Here is a 20,613-nt window from a genome sequence, read left to right on the forward strand (position 1 = left end):
TTTTAATTTATAAATAAATTCAAAACTTAAGATGAAATGTGAATTTTGGATTAAATATCTTAATTTGTTATTTATTAAAAAAAGAACTGAAATGTAAGATGGTGTTTTAAAAATGCTTATATCATAAGCTTTAGGGGTAATTATGAAATCTTTTTTAGATAATGATTATAAAGTAATTACTTTGCCTGATAATGGTGTTCCTGTAAAACCCATAAGAGCAAAAGCAATTATTTTTTCTGATCAAAACTCCCGTAAGTTATTAAACCAAGTTGAAACCATTGCGCCAAGTTCTGCAAGTGTCATCATTCAAGGTGAATCTGGTACTGGTAAAGAATTGATTGCACGCGAAATTCATTTGAAAAGTGATCGAAGAAACAAGCCATTCCTCGCTGTGAACTGTGGTGCTTTGGTGGAAACACTGGCAGAGTCTGAACTATTTGGATACGAGGCTGGAGCATTCACTGGGGCAAATAAAACTCGGGCAGGAATTTTTGAAACCGCAGATGGTGGTACTTTATTTTTAGATGAAGTTGGTGAGTTACCACTCTCTTTACAAGTCAAGCTATTACGTGTACTGCAAGAAAAAGAAGTGGTTCGTGTAGGTGGGCGAAAACCGATTCCAATTAATGTCCGTATTTTATCTGGTACACATGTAGATTTACGTAAAGCTGTTGCAGAAAATAAGTTCCGTTTAGACTTGTATTATCGTTTGAATGTTGTGGTTCTAAATATTTTACCCTTGCGTGAACGTAAAGGAGATATTTTACCTTTGGTTGATTTCTTCTTAAATTCGTATTCACAGAAGTTGATTACAACAAAGCCTAATATTAGTGACCGAGCAAGGAATGCACTCCTCAATTATAGTTGGCCGGGTAATATCCGTGAGCTAGAAAACAATATTCACTATGCACTGCTTATCAGTGGCGGGAAAACAATTGATATTGAACATTTAAGATTTTCTGAAGAAGGCAGCTCAACTGCATTACCAGATAATGATCTAATCCAAGAGTTTGAAAATATTCTAAAGCGCCTATTTCAAGAGTATGATGGAGAAGCATGGCATATTATTGAAGATAAGATTGTGAATACAGCATTTTCAAGTTGCTGGAATAATCAGGTGAAGACTGCAAAAATGTTGGGTCTTTCGCGCAATGTTTTGCGTAACCTTTTGTCTCGGTATAATTTATTACCCAATAAGAATGAAAATGAAATCGCATAGAAAAAGACAGAATATTTGGTTTTAAGAACATCCATTTTTGACCTATGGATGTTCTTTTTTTATGGTTGTTAATTTAGTGATCCATAAACCTAATTCAAATAATAGCCACATAGGGACAGCAAGAGCAAGCATACTGAACACATCTGGAGGGGTAATGAACATTGCAATAAAAAAGAAGAACACAATGATGTGTTTACGATGTTCTTCTAATTGTTGAATAGAGAGAATTCCAATAAAAATAAGAATATAAGTTAATACTGGAATTTGAAATGCCAGACCAAAAGCAAGAAAAAGCTTTAAACAGAAATCTAGATAGCTATTGATATCCGTCATCGGTAATACATTTTCAGGAGAAGCCAATACAAAGAATTTTAAGGCTAAGGGTAAGATCAGGCCATAAGCAAACAAGAGACCCAGATAAAATAAAAAAATACTGGAAACGGCCAGAGCGACACCAAATCTTTTCTCGTTTTGGTAGAGTGCAGGTGCAACAAATTGCCAAAACTGATACAGGATAAAGGGAATACTCACTAGAATTGCCAGATAAATGTTGAGTTTGAACGGCGCTAAAAATGTACCCATGACATCCGTTGCAATCATGGTTGAGTTAACAGGTAATAATGAGATTAAAGGTCGAGCAAGAACATGGTAGTTTTGTTGGGCAAGCGGGAGAAGCACTAAAAAAATGGCAACAACCGCACCAATGCTATAGATCAAACGCTTTCTTAACTCTTTCAGGTGTTCGCTATATTTCATTTCAGTGAGGTTTTCACTGACGAGATGTTCAGTCATGCGGCTTGATCCTCATTGAATTTATTTACTGTTTTAAAATGAGTTAAAAATGGCGTCTTTAACTTGTCATGTGATTGGATATAGACATAATCCGTGGTGTACGTTGCTTTGGTTCTTTGTTCCAAAGAAACAGTGGATTGTACATTTTCAATTTCTTGTTGCATGAGCGCGAGTTGTTGTTTGAGCTGTTCTTCATTTTGTTTTATTTTTTGCAGCTCTTCTTGCATGATCCTTTTTAGTTCAATCAATTCCAGTTCATTTTCTAGATCATTCTGGATTTTATTGAGGTGGTTTTTAATTGCTCTATATTTGAATAGTACCGTTCTTAATGTTTGAGGAAGCTTTTCAGGCCCTAAAATGATGAGGGCAATAATGCCAAAAGCAAATAGTTCCCCAAAACTGATATTAAACATGGCAATATATCACTTATAACTTGGTCTGCTTCTCGCTATTTGATTCTAACGAATTAATATCTTTGTATTGTTGATTCTGTATTAATTTTGGATCATCAGGATTAACAGAGTCTTTAAAGTCTTTAATTGCACCACCCAAATCTTTTCCTAGGTTTTTTAGCTTTGAAGTGCCAAATAATAAAATAACGATAACGGCAAATAATAGAATATGCCAAATTGATAAACCCATGCTAAAACTCCTGAATAATATATAATAAAGACTATTAATATCACGACATCGTCTGTTTTCTAAATCATATTAATATCGATCAATATTCGATTTAATTATGCGGTATGATCCAGTAGATGAAGTGCTTGATTACGAAAATTGAATAAGCTTTCACTGTCTTTATGTCTTGGATGGGCTAAAGGAATAGGTATAATTTCCTTGATTTTCCCTGGTCGAGCTGACATCACAATCACACGATCTCCAAGATAGACTGCTTCTTCAATATCGTGCGTCACAAGAATCATGGTGATTTTTTCATGTTGCCAGATACGTTGCAGTTCAGCCTGTAAATGACTCCGGGTCATGGCATCCAATGCACCAAACGGTTCATCTAAAAGTAAAATATCAGGTTTATTGACCAACCCACGTGCAATGGCAGCCCGCTGCGCCATACCGCCAGACAATTCGTGAGGGTAGGCATTCTCGAATCCAGTGAGTCCAACAATTTCGATATGCTCTTTCACACGTGCATTTTTTTCTGAACGGCTTAACCCCGTTTCTTCCAGCGCCAAATGGATGTTTTCGGAAACGGTGAGCCAAGGCAGTAAGCGATGTTCCTGAAAAATTAAGCCTCGTTTTAAATCTGTCCCTTGGATCGGAATTTTATTGAGTAAAATTTCACCTTGATAGTCTGGGTCTAGTCCTGCAATTAGACGAAGTAGAGTCGATTTTCCACAACCACTGCTGCCGACAATGGAGATAAATTCGCCTTGCTCAATGTCGAGATGAATACCGTCTAAAACAGTTAAGTTGTTCTGATCACGTTGAAATGATTTATTGAGTTTTTTAATCGAGAGTAAAGGAAAAGACATGTTGAAATCCTGATTGTATTTTTAAATTAGAGGCTACTAAGCTCGCCATTGCAGCAGACGTTTTGAAATGAAGTGGATACATGTGGTCATCAAAATACCGCTCATCGTGACGGTAATTGCGCACACCAATAGGATGTCCATTTCAGCATTAATTTCAGCTTTCATCATGAGATTGCCCAAGCCTGCGCCTGCATTGAATAGCAACTCACTTGCGGTGGTGGTGATCCAGGTAAAAGGGACCGCTAAATTTAACCCCGTTAAAATATGTGGCAAGGCTTGTGGCAAGCGGATTCTTTTAAGTTCACGCCAAAATGAAAACTGATAGATTCGTGCGACTTCACTGTATTTTTCATCATAGTGGCTGAGCCCTTGAAAGGTATTAATGACCAAGGGGAAAAAAGAAGCCAGTGCAATAATAAAGATCTTGGCTTCTTCACCATTGCCAAACCATAAAGCAATTAATGGGGTTAAACCGAGGAGCGGAACTTGTCGGATACTGTTAAACAGTGGCGAAACCAGTGCATTAAAAACTTTTGAATAGGCGAGTAAGGCGCCTAAAATGAGTCCAGCTGTTGAACCAAATAAAAAACCTAATCCCGCTTTCTTCAGACTACCCCATGTATTCACCCATAATTCACCTGTTTCTAGTAGTTGAAGAGCAGCAGAATAAATATTCTGTAAAGGGACAAAGGCATAGGCATGACTAGAGCCTAGTCCTGAGTTGTATTGCCATAACGCTAGTAATATTGCTGGAAGTACGAGACCTTGTAATAGGACCACAGGCTGTTGTAATGCACCTTTCAAAGTCAGTGATAGTGACGACATTATTTCCCCCTTGAACTGAGAGCAGGTGATATAAAGCGTTGTTCGACCAAACGTAAAAGTTTATCGAGGCTAAAACCAATCATGCCTGTGATAAATACCCCGACCATCACCACATCCAGACGAAGCATTTGTCGTCCAAGCTCCATCATCTGACCAATGCCGGTACCCGCTGCAAGTAATTCAACGGCAACTAAAATCAACCATGCTCGGCCTAATGCAATTCGTAGTCCACTGATCAAGGGTGGTAATGTTGAGGGGATGACGATGTACCGCAGCCACGCTCGCGTTTTAAGTTTGTAGATTTGACCGAGTTCAATATATTGTTTAGGAATATTTTTCACTGCATCTGCTGTTGCCAAAGCAATTGGGAAAAAACAGGCTTTGATAATGAGTAAAATTTTAAACAGTTCACCAATCCCAAAAACGAGAATAAAAATAGGAATAAGCACAAAGATCGGAATCTGGTAAAGCAGACTAAATAAGATATAAGTGTAATTACGGAATGTGGTGATTGAACCATAGGCAATTCCAAAAGCAATGGCACTGAGTGCTGCAATCGAAAATCCAAAAAATAATCGAGCAAGACTATCCTTTAAGTGCAGTTGTAGTTCACCACTTTGCAATAAACTCATAAATGTATTCCAGACCGTTGCGGGTGGCACCAGAATTTGAGTTGGAAAAATTTGTAAAGAGCAAATAAATTGCCAAGTAAGTAAAGCCAATATGGGGGAAATCAGAGAGAGCAGCCTATACAATTGCTCAGCAGAAATCCTCCTCCATAACGGCGATCTATCTACAACGATATTCTTTTCAAGTGGGGGATTCACGAGCGTTTTCATCGCTTAGTCTCCCTGTTTATTCTGATGATCGTTTGCATGTAAATTTTGAATTGCTTGCTCGGAAAATTTTGGATTTAACAGCTCATCTGCTTTTAAAGGCGTTTGAATCAACTGGTTTTTCACAGCATGATCAATGACTTTGGCATAGTGTTGTTTAAGGAAATCAACTTTGTATTCAGGTGACCAATCCTGTTGCCATGTACTTGCACTATTTTGGCTTTCACGTTGAATCACAGACAAAGGTTGTCCAAACTTGGTTTGACTCTGCTGAAATTCATTTTGGTGTTGGGATATCCAGTTCATTGCCCTAACTGTTGCATCAGCAAGTAACTGGGTGGTCTCTGGGTATTGTTCAATATAGTTTTTACGTCCCCATAATTCTGCACGCATTTTCCAGTCAGCAGGCAAGGATTGAGATGACCAGATAATTTTACCAAGATGGCGGTCTTGTAAAGTTAGCGCATCACTTAATGTAAAAAATGCATCCACACTTTTGGCAGATAAAGCTGCTGCACCTGCTTGAGGATTGAGGTTAATAATCTGAAAGTCTTTGAGGTTTAAACCTTTGCTTTGTATGAGTTGACCAAAATTGATTTCCCAAGGACGGCCACGATGTAAAGCAATTTTTTTACCTTTTAAGTCCTTAATACTTTTTACCTGTGAATCAGGTGGCACAATCAGATAGACATTATTACCAATCCCCCCAGGCACAACAATTTGTGTTCTTAGCCCAGTTGCATTTAGTACGACAGCTGGTAGGTTGCCATAAAAAGCAAAATCAATTTTATTGTTCAGGAAACTTTCATTCACTAAAGTCGCTACAGCAGCAGTTGTTACTGGCTCCCATTTCAATTCAATATGTTGTTGCTTTAAGGCCTTGAGAAAAATAGGGTCTTGAGAGATGAGTTGTGGTACGCCAATAAAGTCCAGACTACCTGATGTTCCATTTGCTACGACAGCAATACGCAACTGTTGCTGAGTAGGTTTACTCTCAGATGCTTGTTGGTTTTGTTTTGCATCGCAAGCGACGAGTCCTAAAAGACTAAAACTTAAAAATAAGCTAGGAAGAATACGCATATCATCATAAGAATTAAAAAATATAGAGGAATAGAGCAAGATCTAAGCCAAAATAATTAATATATAAAAATCAATTATTTATTATTTTTTATGCTGACTATTGTTGTTGAGTCAGTCATGTATGCTGTGAAACAGACATTTAAATCTATAGAAGTGTTGAAATTTCAACACTGTGTTTTGGTGTGTTTTTACAAAGTTTAAATAAAACAATGATATATGTTAAAAAAATATCGAATAAAAAGCGGCATGATTTCTGCTCATGACATAGCTAACGAACACGATGTCGTGAAATGTTTAATTATTGAGAACTATTATGTCAGTTGAGTTTTTATGGAGAATTCCTGTTCATGGGGATGGTCGTCGAGCACATCAGTTACATACCCGTGGTGAATGGAATCAGTTAAATCCAGCAATTCAATCTCCACAACGCGTGGCTCCGCAACATGAAGATCAGTTATTTGCCTACTATGATTATGTACAACAAGTGGCAAAAGCGGCTGATATTGTTGGTTTTCATGGCGCATTGATTCCCGCTTTTCCTCATACTGAAGAGCCTTGGGTATTGGCTTCAGCATTAGCAAGGGAAACCAAACGACTTCGACTGTTGATTGCGATTCAGCCGTGGTTTATTCATCCAGCCTATGCCAGCCAAATGGCTGCCAGTTTACAGCGTTTAAGTCAGGGGCGAGTAGAGTGGAATGTCATTTCAGGTGGAGGCGGTGCGCAGCAACGTGCTTATGGTGATTTTATTGAACATGACCAGCGCTATGCACGGACCAACGAGTTTTTAGAGTTTGTAAAAGGTTATTCACATCATGCGCCATTTGACTATGATGGCAAGTTTTTTCATGTTGAGCAGGGTGGGTTGAGATACCCAATGAATCAATATGATGTACCTCGGTTATGGTTGGCTGGTGCGAGTGATGCTGCCTTACAAGTCGCAGGACGCCATGCTGATATTCACTTAACTTGGGGTGAACCTGTTCAGCAGCAGAAAAAAGTCATTGAACAGGCGCGAGCGTTTTTTGAACAAAACTCGCCTGATCGCAAAGTCAAATTTGGTATGCGTATTGATATACTGGCACGGCCTACACAAGAGCAAGCTTTTCAGGAGCTTAAACAGATGTATGAAACCATTGCTGTTGATGGTCATGCATTTGAACGAAAAGATACTGAGTCGGTTGGTGCAAAACGTCAGCAGGCCTTGGCGCAGGGTAATCGTTTCGAAGACTTATTTGTAAGTCCGAACGTTTGGGCGGGTATGTCCAATGTACGTGGCGGACCAAACTGTATTTTAGTGGGTAGCTATGAACAGGTTGCAGAGCGTTTGCAAGAATATATTGATATTGGCGTTGGTCATTTCATTTTAGCCAGTAACCCTCATTTGGAAGAAGCCTATCGGGTAGCAGAAGAGGTCTTACCATTGGTTGGATATAAATTAAAATAATAAATTTAGATCCCTTTGAGATATCAAAGGGATCTTGTTGTTTGAACAGCATAACACTGTCTGAAAACCAACATATTGAATATCGATTAATTAAAAAATACTGATTAAAAATATAAAAATCAAACACTTGTTCTTTTGGCATGACTTGTGCAATTTTTTATTCAATATTTTATTTTTCGTTTAAAACCCTATGAGTGAACTAATATTTAACTCGCATAAACGGGCGTTGCTATTTGAACAATATGCACCTGAAGCTAGTTCAAACAACATAGCAGATCCGTTTACACGGCATTCCTTGGAGCTTACGCAACCATCTCCACCACGCTTGAATAAAGTGTTGATTGCGATTATTGCAGTTGCTTCTGCGCATTTAGGAATTTGGTATATCGCAAAACACTTGCCTACACCTACTTTGGACATTCATAAGCCAGAACCCGTGGTGATTGAAATTGTAAAACCTGAAGAACCACCCAAAGTGATTGAACCTAAAATTCCTCCTGTAACAGAGAAACCTAAAACTCCACCGGTTGTGGAAAAGCCAAAACCAATAGTTAAACAGGTTGAACAACCCAAACCTGTACAGAAAGCGGTAGAGCAACCTAAAGCAGTCACTCAGCCTACGCCACAAAAAGTTGAAGAGGCTGTTGTGACCAAAGAGGTGACTCCTGCACCTGTTCAGAAAGTGGTTGAACCTGTGAAGTCGGTCGATGACAACTTACCTGTGACGGAAGCGAAAGGATATGCAGGTTATCTGAGTAATCCTGCACCCGAATATCCAGAACAGGCACTCGAACGTGGTTGGGAGGGTTCTGTGATTTTAAGGGTCAAAGTATTAGCAAATGGTAGCCCTGATACGGTCAGTGTCAAGCAAAGTAGTGGCAAAAAACTTTTAGATAGCGCTGCTGTAAGAACAGTAAAGCAATGGAAATTTTCACCTGCTTTAAAAGGTAAAACCCCTGTAGAAGGTTGGGTCGATGTTCCAATTCATTATCAATTACCGAAATAAATTTAATTTTATAGATTAAGAGGATATTCACATGACTGACATTAATTCATTGATCCATGACGGCACTATCTGGTTATTGGTTGCTTTCTCTATTGTGACTTGGGCACTGGTTGTAATCAAAATAGTTCAGACCCAAAGAGCATCAAAACAAGATAAACGTTTCGTAGAGACGTTTTGGAAAGCAAAAAATTTATCTGACGCCGTAACTCAATCTGCATCGGGTCAAGGACCAGCAGCACGTGTTGCAAATGCTGGGTTTAAAACACTGATAGAAGCAGATGAAAAAACACACCATGACTTGCAAAACAGTTGGAGCCGTCAGGACCTATTGGAACGTCACTTACGCAAACAGATTCTAACTGAACGTCGTCAATTGGAGAAAGGTTCAGCGCTATTGGCGTCTATTGGTAACAATGCACCCTTTATTGGTTTGTTTGGCACCGTATTCGGAATCATTCATGCATTACAGGCGATTGCCCATTCTGGTAATGCAAGCATGGATGTGGTTGCTGGACCGATTGGTGAAGCATTGATTGCAACAGGAATTGGTATCGCTGTTGCTGTACCTGCTGTGCTTGCCTATAACTACTTTGTACGTAAAGTTAAAGCGATTGGTGCAGACTTAGATGATTTTGCAACAGATTTTGTCAGTTTAAATCAAAAGGCTGGTTTTCAATTGCCGACTGCTAAAACCAAAAATACAGCAGAGACTACGATTCTGAATGATGCTTCAACAAAAGAAGTGAAAGAGAAAGGAGTATTTGCATAATGGCAATTTCTACCTCTCAAGACGATGATGTGGTGAGTGAAATCAACATTACACCGTTGGTGGATGTGATGTTGGTTTTGCTGATTGTCTTTATCGTCACAGCACCTTTGCTGACCAATACGGTGAAAGTCAATTTACCTAAGGCCGCACCGACTCAATCCACTGATCAGAATAAAGCTGTCGTGATTAGTGTTAATCCACAGGGTGAGATATTTTTGGATAAGGACAAAGTGTCACTTGCAAGTTTTGAACAAGAAATTCAGTCACGCAAGAATAGCAACCCGAAGCTGGCTTTGAACCTGAATGCGGATGAAACTGTTCCTTATGGGACAGTGGCAAAATTATTGGCAAGTATTGAACGAGTTGGTGTAGATAAATTATCAGTGATCACTGTTCCTCAATAATCCCAGCCACATCTTAAATAGCTGCTTCGGCAGCTTTTTTAATTTATTCTGCCAGCAGAATAAAAATCCCCTCATAAAGAGGGGAAGCAAAGTTAAACGGATGTGCTTAAGCCTTCCATAATTTCTCAAAACGCCACGTTGGAAAAATAGTATGTTCTGGGGCTAAGCCTCCAATATTTTTTGTGGCTGCATCAATGGTATGGCTAAATCCCCAGATCAGCATTCCACCACGTTCATGTTGAATTTTCTGTGCTTGGGTCAAATACACTTTCCGCTTTGCTAAATCTGGTTCGGCAAGCGCCTTATAAAACAACTCACTATATTCAGGATCTTTAAAATTGATTTTATTGGTTGTTGAAATAGGTGCATCATTGACAACAGCAGTAGATAAATAGGGTGTACCGACATTGGTTGCGTTACTCGACAATTGCCATTTATTGCGGTCTGCTCCATTAAATGTAGCGGCATCGACTTGTTTGACTCGTATATTCACATTGGCATGTTTTGCTTGTTCTGCAAAGATCAGTGCAGGTTGGGCGCTGCCAGCAGGCGCAACAAGTTCAACATTTAAACCATCTTTAAAACCAGCTTGTGCTAATAACTTTTTTGCTTCCTCGATATTTTGCTGACGTTGGGGTAGGTTAAGAAAAGCAGGGTCCTGTGGTGAGTAGAGATCATTGGCAATACGTCCCTGACCATTTAACCCACGTTGTACAAGCTCTTCACGATTGGCAATTAAACGAAATGCCTGACGGACTTTAGGATCATTAAAAGGGGCTTGTTGCGTATTAAAGTCAAAACCATTATGGGTATTCGTTTCAGAACGAATGGTTTGAATATGCTTTGCCTGCTCCAGAATTTTAATGTATTCAGGTGAAATGGCATTGGCGATATCAATTTGTCCTGCCAATAAGGCATTTAAACGTGAGACTTGATCTTTAAAATCAATCACCTCAAAACTGTCTGCATAAGGTTGATCCGCTTTAAAATAGTTTTCAAAACGGGTGAAAACAGAACGTTGACCAGGGATAAACTGTTTAACTTTATAAGGCCCAGCACCGACTGGATTATGGATTGGATCAAAGTCGGTAGGTACGATTCCACCAAAATTCACCCAAGTTTCAGGTAGTGCAACGAAACCAGCAATTGAATTGATAAAAGGAATACGAACGGTATATTCATCTAATTTTTGAATGTGATCCCGATCAATCCATTGCACCAGATTTCGAAACGGCGAAGCAAGCTTTGGGTCAGTTAAACGTTTTACTGAGAAAATCACATCATCAGCAGTCATTGTTTTACCGTGATGGAATTCTAGACCTTTACGTAGACGAATGGTCCATTCACTCGCATTATGATTTGGTTCAGCAAATTCAGCCAAGGCAAGACGTGGAAGCATATTTTCATCCCATTCCCATAGCTTGTTATATATGGCAAAACCTCGGGTAATTCCTGCGCTTGAAGTAGACAGATGTGGATCTAAACTGCCTGACTGTTGTCCACCAATTAGACCCAATCGAATCGTTCCACCATGTTTGGGAGTGAGTGAAGATGGGCTCTGTACTTCAGTACCCTTTTGTGGTGATTGATCGCAGCCAGACAAACTCCCTATTAAAGATACACTACCTACTGCGGTAAGACTTTGTGCTAAAAACTTTCGACGTGACAATAGAATTGATCGACTTGTCATTATAAATACTCATATTGGATAGTCATCTTTATGGACTTGCAGAATAAATGCCAATAATTTATTTATATTTATCAGTGTCTTAATTAATTATAGTTTTTGACTACTGTCTTTATTCCAACAAATCTGTTGAAAAAATAAACATTTATAAAGCTGATATCTAAATATATGAAAATTAAAAACTATTAAATCAATATCTTGGGTGTTGTTTGGAGGCTGTTTAATGATTGGCATAGGCCTTGCGTAACGTACTGTAAATTTACTTTACTGAGTATGATATGAAGCAGCCTTTTCAATTAAAACCTTTAGTGATTGCCTTAGCCTTTTCGGGGGCATCTTTACCCATAAATGTGTTTGCCGAAGAAACCCAAAATACATCGGCAAATACTGAAAGTGATGTGATTACTTTGGCAGATGTCGTGGTGACTGGTGCAAATAAAAAACAAACTGTTGTTCCCAAACGTAAAGTGACTTCAATCTATGGAACGGATGGCTCTGTATTAGACACACCTCGTGTAGTGTCCCAAGTATCGGAACAACAATTTCGTGAAGATGTGATTCGTAGTGCAGATGATCTTGTTAAATATGCGCCAAGTATTACCCGAGGTGGAGGACAAAATGCCAATTTCGCACCGCAGATTCGGGGGCAAAATTCAGAAGTCTTTCAAGATAGTCAACGAATTTATAGTACCCGTCATCCGACCAATTTAAATGCATATGAAGCAGCAGATATTGTTGCAGGGCCGACGGGAGTGATTTTTGCGCCTACTTCGGGTTCAGGTGGATATATTAATTATCTCACTAAAAAACCTAACTTTAATAAAGCAGAAACAACGATTTCTGGCTCAGTTGGTTCAATCTATGCAGGAAAAGGTACAGAACCTAATTTTGCTGTCAGTATTGATCATACAGCTCCGATCTCTAAAGAACTTGCATTTCGTGTCAGTGCAACAGCCCAAAAAACTGATGATTATTATGACAATGTGAAAAATAATTTTAATGCATTCTATGGTGCCTTAGCTTGGCGTCCAGATGATAGTCTGCGTGTTGACTGGAATATAAGTTATGACGATTATTATGATTTTAATGTGACACATGGTTGGAATAGGGCAACACAACAATCTGTTGATAACCGTCAGTATTACAAAGGTAGAGCTACGCCAATTATTCAAAATGGTTCAGCTTTCTGGTCACCTGTATTTGAATCTGGAGCTGCGAATTCCAAAGTGATTGGTTGGCAGAATCGACAAAAGAATGATAAAAACCAATATATTGCTGTAGGCCCAGTTCAAACAACACCTTTACCTAATGCAACAGCAAATCAGGCCGGAACGATTCGAGGTTGGGTCTATGATCCATCTATACCTGGCAATGGCTTGGTCAAACTAGACGATAATATTTCTGGTCGAAGTGAAGATAAAAATAGTGCTAAACGATTCAGCACCCAATTAAAATTAGTTAAAGATTTGAATACGCATTGGTCTGTTTCTAATAGTACGCTTTATCAAAATAGCAAGGATTTAGGTGATTCGGTTGGAAGTTTCTTTACTGATCTGAAACATGAGTTATTTGATAATCGCTTAGAATTCCTTGCAGATTATGATTTCGAGTTGTTTGGCCTGAAAGTGAATAATAAAAGCAGTACAGGAGGCGCATTTCGCCGTGAGGAATTTACTTCTTTAGCGGCAAATAATAGTTTTAATATTAACCCTTATGATCTGACCAATGATCCTTCTCAAAAGAATCCTGGAGATTTACTGGGGTTGGTCAATAATGGCAGTTCAACAGGAGGCTGGATTGGACAGGCTGGTGTTCCTCAATATTCTCAATACTTTGGTTATTTAAATTTGCCAAGGATGTATCCAGTCGGCCATGGCTTATATGCTGAAAAAGGTGGTTTCCCTCCCAATGGTGGTGGTGCTGTTTATACAGGAGCGGGGTCTTGGGATACGTGGAGTGTGTTTACTCAGCAGAACTTTACCTTTAATGATGTGTTCGGCATTAATCTTGGGATTAATCACAGTTCAATCAAAGCCAAACTTGAAAATCCGCTGGTCTTAGTGCCGACAGATGTCCGTTCAGATCGCAATAAGTATAGTTTGCTCAGTTATCAAGCCAGTACATTTATCAAGCCAACAGAAAAAACTACACTGTATTTTACCTATGATAAGAGCACTGCACTCAACACAGGTGTTTTTGGCCCATTTCTAATTTGGGGGGCAGGCAATCAACTGAATCCTTTAGCGTTCGACAGTCAAAGTGAATTAAAAGAATTAGGATTTAAATATGAGCCGATCATCGATCAACTCTTCCTCACATTAAGTGGATTTGAGCAGAAGCGAGATTTATCACCGGATACAAATGGCAATATGGCACGCTTTGAAGTGAAAGGGATTGAATCTTCACTACGTTGGCAGCTACAAAAAAATATTGCGATAGGTGGAAACTTAACCTATTTGAATGCTGAATATAGCTCAATTATTCCAGCAGGATTTTCTCCCTTTGGCTTCCATGCAGACAATGCGACTGTCTGGGGGGACAGTAATGGGTTAAACCAGCGTAAAGCAGGTCGTTATGATGCGGCGGGTATTCCAAAATACTCTGCAAGTGCCTATGTAGATTATCAACATCAATCGGGCATTGGTGTGAACTTATCTGGGTGGTGGACAAGTGACTGGTATACCAATTTAAGCCAAACGGTCAAAGTACCGAATAACTATAATCTGGATTTGGGACTTTACTATAGACAACCGCAATGGACTGTGGGTTTGAATATTCTGAATTTGACTAATGAACGTAATTTCGTCAATGGTTTAGCAGGTTCAAATAGCGAGTTTTTACAACCAATGCGCCCACTCACGGTGCAGGGACAATTTAGTTATAAATTTTAAATACATGAAATATTTTTAATTCTAAATAGCCATACAGTTGTATGGCTATTTTTTCTTTCATTTTTCAAAAACAAACAATGTTGGAATAACAACAACAACATACGGAAAATGTTTATCTATCAGCAAAATCTAATCATAAGTTTTACTTTTGTTTTTTAAGGTATTGAAATTTATAAAATAAATTAAGTGGCATAGAAGTTGCCAATATAAGAATAGATTTATTTAAATGGAGTCACCATGTTTAAGGTTACAAAAATTAGGCAGAGTATTTTAACTGCTATGTGGGGAGTAACAGCGAGTGTTTCGACATTGGCTTTGGCAAATGAAGAGATCGATACAGGCATCACAGCTGAGCAACAGGCGCAGGTGGTCAATGCAAAAGATGTCAAAAAGTTAAGTGATGTGATTGTAACAGCACAATATCGAGCACAAAATATTCAAAAAGTTCCAACCGCGATTACGGCTGTTTCTGGTAAAGATTTGGCTGCCAAGGGCTCAACCTTTATTGGTGATGTTTTAACGTATACACCGAATGCTGCTGCGGAAAACCCAGATGGTGATAGCCGTCCACGCTGGTATATTCGTGGTTTAGGCACGGGTGATGTGGCTGCATCAACTGTATTTCCTGTCGGAATTTATGCAGATGGTGTGTACTTGAATGCACCCGTTGCAGGTGCAGGAGACTTATTTGATCTGGAACGTATAGAAGTTCTACGTGGACCACAGGGCACACTTTACGGCAAAAATACTACAGCAGGTGCGGTCAATTATATTTCTAAAAAACCAACGTTCTCAGAAAAACCAAATGGCTATGCAACGATAGGTGTAGGTGATCATAACCTACGTACTTTCGAGGGGGCTGCCAATGGCAAAGTCTCAGACAATATTGCGGTACGTGGAGCTTTTTACTCTGAAGATCGTGATGGTTATGCCAAGAATTTAGCGAATGGCGAAGATTATGGTGATGTCGATAAGAAATCTTTCCGTTTCCAGATTTTAGGTAAAGTGAATGACCAATGGAATGCATTAGTTAATTTGCATAGCCAAACCTACAATGGTTTAGGAAACAATGGTTCCTTAAGTATTGGGAAATATTGGGGCGTCTATGAAAGACCAGAAGGGCGTAATACCAATTTAGATTTGGATGAAAGTAATAAAATTCAGCACGATGGTGCTTCACTAACCTTAAATGGAGATTTAGGAGGAGGCCATAGCTTTACTTCAATCACGGCTTTTGACAAGACCACACAAAAGTCGATTTCAGATGGTGATTACACCCCTTATGACGTTGCGCGGAGTTATAGTGATAATGAATGGCGTCAATATAGCCAAGAGTTTCGAGTTTCATCCGATGCGAACAAACGTTTAAGCTGGATTGCAGGATTACATTATTTTAAGGAAGATCTAGATTCTACGGGTGTGAGTGCACGGGTCAAGAAAACTTTGCCAAACGGTGCACCTGCACAGACGGCATCCACCCCTGCATTTAGAGACATTACTTATAATCAAGCCACACAAAGCTTTGCCGTGTTTGGAAATAGTACCTATAAATTTACAGATAAATTTAAAGTGACTGGTGGATTACGTTGGACCAGTGAAGAAAAAGATATTGATCTCGACCTGACTCAGATTACAACAGGTGACTATACTAAAGGAAGTTGGTGGAAAAAAGATGGGTATAGCAACGCCGTCTATAACCCAACTGCAAATGCGAATGGTTCAACCAGCCGTAAGAAAACATGGAATGAGTTGACCTATGACATTACACCAGAATATGAAATTACACCTGATTTAAATACTTATTTTAGATTTGCACGTGGATTCCGTTCTGGTGGTTTTAATACAGGTTTATCCAGTAGCCTAACCCAACTTGCGGACGTTAACCCTGAATATTTAAACAGTTACGAGCTCGGTTTGAAATCTAGTTTACTGGGCGGGGATTTAGTCGCAAATGCCAATATTTTCTATTATGACTATAAAGATATCCAGACCAATTTATTAGTTGCAACAGAGGGGCAAGGAGGCGGTGTTACTTCAGTTTTAGCCAATGGGCCAAAAGCAGAAGTGAAAGGTGCAGAGTTAGAGCTTGATTATTTAGCCACTGAAAATCTACGCTTACGTTTTGCAGGGGCTTATTTAGATAGTGAATATACTGACTTCGTTGACAAGAACCCGGTAACCAATGTGGTCAATGCCGACAATACCGGGAACAGTTTAGTCCGCTCACCAAAATATACCATCGGTGTTGGTGGTGAATATACCTTCAATTTAAATGATGGCGCTCGTATCGTTGTGGGTACTGACGCAAGCTATCGTGATCGTGAATATTTCTTGGTGAATCGTCAAGACTATTCGGTTGATCCAATCCTTAGCCAAAAATCGTATACCTTGTGGAATGCCAATATTGGTTATCACAGCGCAAATAATAAATATCAGGTCAATACCTATGTTAAGAATTTGCTGAATGAAGAATATCAGGTACATGGTCGTCCAAATGGCCCAGCAGGACAATATGTTTTAACCTACGGAAACCCACGCCAAGTTGGTGTTTCTCTTACAGCCAAATTCTAACTGTTATACGGAGAACATCATGGGAATTGAATTTTTTACTCGTTTACCTTTGCATGGTGAAGCTGAGTTTTTAGCAGGCGATCCTCGTAATCGTGGTGATTGGGCGCAGGTATCTGGCGTGGAAAATACGGGAGCAACATCTAACTATCAAGTGGGCGATGACTTTACGTATATCGACTATTTAGCACAGGTGGCGCGCGCAGCAGAAATCAATGGTTTCGCAGGTGCTTTGATGGTCAATGCACCAACTGGAGAGGATCCTTGGACTGTTTGTTCGCTATTAGCCAGAGAAACCAAGCGACTGAATTTTGTGACGGCATTCCAGCCTTATCACTTTAGTCCATACAATGCGGTACAAAGTGCTGCAACCTACCAACGTGCAACAGGTAACCGTCTGGTGTGGAATATCATTAATGGTGGATCTGAGGTGATTCAACGTCAGGTTGGAGATGCCACGCCTCATGATGACCGTTATATCCGTGCAACTGAGTTTCTCGATGTTGTAAAAGGCTATTGGTATAACGAATCATTCCATTACCAAGGCAAATATTATTCTGCTGAGGGTGGAGGATTAAAATATCCACTCAATAAAGCAGAGTTACCCATCATTTGTACGGCAGGTTCTTCTGAAGCCGCACGTGAGTTTGGTGCAAAGCACGCAGATTATTATTTAATGCGTGCCGAAAAACCAAGTGAAATTGCAGCACTTATCGCTGATGTACGTAAACGTGCTGCAAAATATGGACGTGACAATATTAAGTTTGGTTTATCTATCGATACGATTGCTCGCCGTAGTGAACATGAAGCTTTGGCAGAGGCACAACGTTATCTAGATGAGGCAGCAGAGAAGCAACGTTTACATGCATCAGCAGCCCATGCAGGGCTCAGATCAGCACGGGTACTTAGCTTTGAAAAAGAATATGCGGATAAAGATGGCAGTAAAAATGTGAATGATTTCTTCATTCATCCCAATGTTTGGTCTGGCTTTGGCTACATTGGTATCCCACCAGGTGTTGCTTTGGTCGGTAGCTATCAACAAATTGTTGAACGCATCAAGGAATATAACAGTATCGGAATCGACTTATTCTTCTTGGCCGGTTATCCGCATTTAGAAGAAGCTTATCGCTTGGGTGAACATGTTCTACCACATTTTAAAAATCAACGTCAGGCGTTACAGCGTATTCCAGAAGAGTCAAAGTACCGTATTGCCTAGATCACACTCGATCCTATTCAACCAAGGCTTTAAATAGAAGTCTTGGTTTATTCCATATTAGTCATCGTTTTATTTTTTAAAGGCCAAATATGTCATATTCAAATGATAAACCACTCAACATTGTCGCGGTTTCAGGTGGTCTTAACAGTCCATCAAAAACTGAAAGTTTGATTCAAACGATTTTGGATGAATTAGCACAGGCAATAGAAATAAATGTGAAGTTTGTAAAACTTAGTGAAATTGGTCCTTTATTGGGTGGTGCAATTTATCGGAGTCAGTTACCCAAACAAGTACAAGATGACTTGGCTGCTATTGAAGCCGCTGATGCCTTAATCGTTGGTACACCAGTTTATCGTGCTTCTTTTACGGGACTGTTTAAACATTTATTTGATTTTGTTGAGCAGACGGCTTTAGTGGATGTTCCAGTATTACTTGCTGCATCTGGTGGGAGTGATCGCCACGCTTTGGTACTTGAGCATCAACTTCGTCCTTTGTTCAGCTTTTTCCAAGCACAGACTTTACCTATAGGTGTTTATGCAACAGATCGTGACTTTACGCCTGAGTATACAGTCAAAAGTGAAGCATTGAATGACCGTATCTTACTTGCTGTTGCTCGAGCTTTACCAATTTTGCAATGGGCACCAGCGAAAGGATTACGTGAGCAAAAGGTTAAGGCTAAATCAGAAAAGGCCAATAAAGATTTAAGTATCAATAAACAAGTTGAACAAGACTCAATTCTTCCATCTGTTGAAGTTCCTGATCTTGACGTAGCTGAAGCGAGGTTACATCCTAAAAAGACCGCTGCCGTGTAAAACGAATTATATAAGTTGTAGGTCAATTACTTATCGTTATAAGGGAGATCTAACGTCTCCCTTGTTTAGATCATTTCCTTATACTACTTCATCTTAAGAAATCACAAATTTTTCATCTATAACATCTTAATATTATCCAAATATTTAAATTCTGATAACAGATGATTGATAGTCATCTATTGCATGAATTTTTGAGTTTAATTCTAAAAAGTAAGGATGATTTTGTGATTCAGACAGCTCAATATCTCGATGGTGATATATCTAGAATTATTGAAATGGCTTGGGAAGACAGAACCCCATTTGAAGCGATCTCTCGTGAATATGGTTTGAATGAATCAGCTGTAATCCGACTTATGCGGCTTCATTTACAAACCAATAGCTTTAAGCTTTGGCGGAAGAGAGTAAGTGGAAGGAAGACAAAACATTTGCAGTTGCGTTCGCCTGAAGTTTCTCGTGGTTACTGCTCACGCCAATATAAACATCATTGAATAAGTTCAGTGACAAATTAGAAGCTTTCATTCATAACCAATTCTACAGCATAGATTTTATTTATATAGATCAATTGCATATCACTAAGGTAAAGTAATGTCTAATTTATCAATTGCTTATATTTTTCAACAACAGCAGCTTTTAGTGGATCAAGATTTCCAACTTCCTCAAGTCGAAAGATTGCATAATGATCTGGCGTTATCAAGTGATCATAATGTGATTGCTCGAGATTTATGTGAAAATGAAACCATTCCTGAAGGATTCGATTTTGTACCGATTCGTCAATTAGTACAGTTTTGGAATAAGACGCAATTTGAGCAAGCAAGTCGAGCTGTACAACTACTTGAATGGCGACGTAATCATCAGTTTTGTGGTCGATGCGGAACTAAAACTACCCAGAGCATTGAGCAGTTTGCGATGGTTTGCTCAAGTTGTGGCTATACACAATATCCAAAAGTGAATCCATGTGTCATTACGATTATTACACGTGGTGATGATGAAATTCTACTCGCAAAAAATGCACGAAATAAAACGCAAATGTATAGTTTGATCGCGGGTTTTGTTGAGGTAGGGGAAACATTAGAAGATGCCGTTCGACGTGAGACACTTGAGGAAGTAGGCCTACACATTAAAAATATAAAATATTTGGCAAGTCAGCCTTGGCCATTTCCAAGCAATTTGATGGTTGCATTTAAAGCAGATTATCACGCAGGTGAAATTGAATTACAGCAAGATGAGCTTAGTGATGCTCAATTTTTTAAATTTGATCAACTTCCAGAAATCCCATTTAAAGGCAGCATCGCCTATGCCATGATTATGCATATCATTCATGGTACAGCAGTCGCCGATGATACGAGTGAATGGTTGTAATCTTGTATTGATTTACTTATTAGCATTATTTGGGCGGATTTAGTCAACTTTATAATTCAGATATCCAAGTATTTTATGTTGAATTTTTACATAAAATACTTTTCGATTAAACATGGAAATAATTAGAGTTGTATTTACTAATGAATTTATAATGAATTTATAATGAATGAAATTGAGAATGATTGCTTTTATTTAGTATTAAATGATAT

Annotated in this window: 19 protein-coding genes; 11 read left to right on the forward strand and 8 right to left on the reverse strand. The window is 39.0% G+C overall.

Annotation, left to right across the window (positions count from 1 at the left end):
• Positions 1-142: 142 nt before the first annotated feature.
• A complete protein-coding gene (locus tag AAV96_RS02390) occupies positions 143-1,219 on the forward strand; it encodes a sigma-54 interaction domain-containing protein (protein WP_046738174.1) in 1,077 nt (358 codons plus the stop codon).
• Between the two features lie 42 nt (positions 1,220-1,261).
• On the opposite strand, the gene tatC is transcribed toward AAV96_RS02390, so the two are convergent.
• From tatC to AAV96_RS02425, 7 genes are all read right to left on the reverse strand, one after another.
• The gene (gene tatC / locus AAV96_RS02395; protein WP_046738175.1) at positions 1,262-2,011 is read right to left on the reverse strand and encodes a twin-arginine translocase subunit TatC; all 750 of its coding nucleotides are present in this window, start codon (positions 2,009-2,011) and stop codon (positions 1,262-1,264) included.
• A complete protein-coding gene (gene tatB, locus AAV96_RS02400; protein WP_046738176.1) occupies positions 2,008-2,424 on the reverse strand; it encodes a Sec-independent protein translocase protein TatB in 417 nt (138 codons plus the stop codon). Before tatB ends, tatC begins: the two co-directional genes overlap by 4 nt.
• A gap of 13 nt (positions 2,425-2,437) precedes the next feature.
• Entirely contained in the window at positions 2,438-2,653 is a 216-nt protein-coding gene (locus AAV96_RS02405; protein ID WP_004655037.1) for a Sec-independent protein translocase subunit TatA, read from the reverse strand.
• 95 nt (positions 2,654-2,748) lie between these two features.
• Positions 2,749-3,504 carry an ABC transporter ATP-binding protein gene (locus AAV96_RS02410; RefSeq protein WP_046738177.1) on the reverse strand — a complete coding sequence of 252 codons (756 nt, stop codon included), beginning with the start codon at positions 3,502-3,504 and terminating at the stop codon, positions 2,749-2,751.
• Between the two features lie 36 nt (positions 3,505-3,540).
• On the reverse strand, positions 3,541-4,329 hold the full coding sequence (locus AAV96_RS02415; protein ID WP_046738178.1) for an ABC transporter permease: 789 nt from the start codon (positions 4,327-4,329) through the stop codon (positions 3,541-3,543).
• Positions 4,329-5,168: an ABC transporter permease gene (locus tag AAV96_RS02420; protein ID WP_046738179.1), complete on the reverse strand. Its 840-nt coding sequence runs from the start codon at positions 5,166-5,168 to the stop codon at positions 4,329-4,331. The genes AAV96_RS02415 and AAV96_RS02420 overlap by 1 nt, the downstream gene beginning before the upstream one ends.
• Before the next feature lie 3 nt (positions 5,169-5,171).
• Positions 5,172-6,245: an ABC transporter substrate-binding protein gene (locus AAV96_RS02425; protein ID WP_046738180.1), complete on the reverse strand. Its 1,074-nt coding sequence runs from the start codon at positions 6,243-6,245 to the stop codon at positions 5,172-5,174.
• A 313-nt stretch (positions 6,246-6,558) separates the two neighbouring features.
• Here AAV96_RS02425 and AAV96_RS02430 point away from each other — a divergent pair, with 313 nt between their 5' ends.
• The 4 genes from AAV96_RS02430 (at position 6,559) to AAV96_RS02445 (ending at position 9,871) form a co-directional block, all read left to right on the forward strand.
• Positions 6,559-7,692, forward strand: coding sequence for an LLM class flavin-dependent oxidoreductase (locus tag AAV96_RS02430; protein ID WP_046738181.1), 1,134 nt, complete (start codon positions 6,559-6,561; stop codon positions 7,690-7,692).
• A gap of 190 nt (positions 7,693-7,882) precedes the next feature.
• Complete coding sequence (locus AAV96_RS02435) at positions 7,883-8,698, forward strand: energy transducer TonB (protein ID WP_046738182.1); 816 nt, start codon at positions 7,883-7,885, stop codon at positions 8,696-8,698.
• A 31-nt stretch (positions 8,699-8,729) separates the two neighbouring features.
• Positions 8,730-9,467, forward strand: coding sequence for a MotA/TolQ/ExbB proton channel family protein (locus AAV96_RS02440; protein WP_046738183.1), 738 nt, complete (start codon positions 8,730-8,732; stop codon positions 9,465-9,467).
• Positions 9,467-9,871, forward strand: a complete 405-nt coding sequence (locus AAV96_RS02445) for an ExbD/TolR family protein (protein WP_004655022.1) — start codon at positions 9,467-9,469, stop codon at positions 9,869-9,871. Before AAV96_RS02440 ends, AAV96_RS02445 begins: the two co-directional genes overlap by 1 nt.
• A 106-nt stretch (positions 9,872-9,977) precedes the next feature.
• Here the strand turns inward: AAV96_RS02445 and AAV96_RS02450 are convergent, their stop codons facing one another.
• Positions 9,978-11,561: an ABC transporter substrate-binding protein gene (locus tag AAV96_RS02450; protein WP_046738184.1), complete on the reverse strand. Its 1,584-nt coding sequence runs from the start codon at positions 11,559-11,561 to the stop codon at positions 9,978-9,980.
• A 275-nt stretch (positions 11,562-11,836) separates the two neighbouring features.
• Here AAV96_RS02450 and AAV96_RS02455 point away from each other — a divergent pair, with 275 nt between their 5' ends.
• The 6 genes from AAV96_RS02455 to nudC all read left to right on the forward strand — a co-directional run bounded on the left by AAV96_RS02455 (position 11,837) and on the right by nudC (position 20,404).
• Positions 11,837-14,449 (forward strand): TonB-dependent receptor, encoded by a 2,613-nt coding sequence (locus tag AAV96_RS02455; RefSeq protein WP_046738185.1) that lies wholly within the window; start codon positions 11,837-11,839, stop codon positions 14,447-14,449.
• Between the two features lie 237 nt (positions 14,450-14,686).
• Positions 14,687-17,020 carry a TonB-dependent receptor gene (locus tag AAV96_RS02460; RefSeq protein ID WP_046738186.1) on the forward strand — a complete coding sequence of 778 codons (2,334 nt, stop codon included), beginning with the start codon at positions 14,687-14,689 and terminating at the stop codon, positions 17,018-17,020.
• Between the two features lie 19 nt (positions 17,021-17,039).
• Entirely contained in the window at positions 17,040-18,233 is a 1,194-nt protein-coding gene (locus AAV96_RS02465; protein ID WP_046738187.1) for an LLM class flavin-dependent oxidoreductase, read from the forward strand.
• Between the two features lie 89 nt (positions 18,234-18,322).
• Complete coding sequence (gene msuE / locus AAV96_RS02470) at positions 18,323-19,045, forward strand: FMN reductase (protein ID WP_046738188.1); 723 nt, start codon at positions 18,323-18,325, stop codon at positions 19,043-19,045.
• Positions 19,046-19,269: 224 nt separating this feature from the next.
• Complete coding sequence (locus tag AAV96_RS02475) at positions 19,270-19,533, forward strand: TIGR03643 family protein (protein WP_034601686.1); 264 nt, start codon at positions 19,270-19,272, stop codon at positions 19,531-19,533.
• 97 nt (positions 19,534-19,630) lie between these two features.
• On the forward strand, positions 19,631-20,404 hold the full coding sequence (gene nudC, locus AAV96_RS02480; protein ID WP_046738189.1) for an NAD(+) diphosphatase: 774 nt from the start codon (positions 19,631-19,633) through the stop codon (positions 20,402-20,404).
• Positions 20,405-20,613 lie beyond the last annotated feature (209 nt).

Origin of the sequence: Acinetobacter sp. AG1 (assembly GCF_001005525.1) — a bacterium.
In the GTDB taxonomy this organism is placed as follows: Bacteria; Pseudomonadota; Gammaproteobacteria; order Pseudomonadales; family Moraxellaceae; genus Acinetobacter; species Acinetobacter modestus.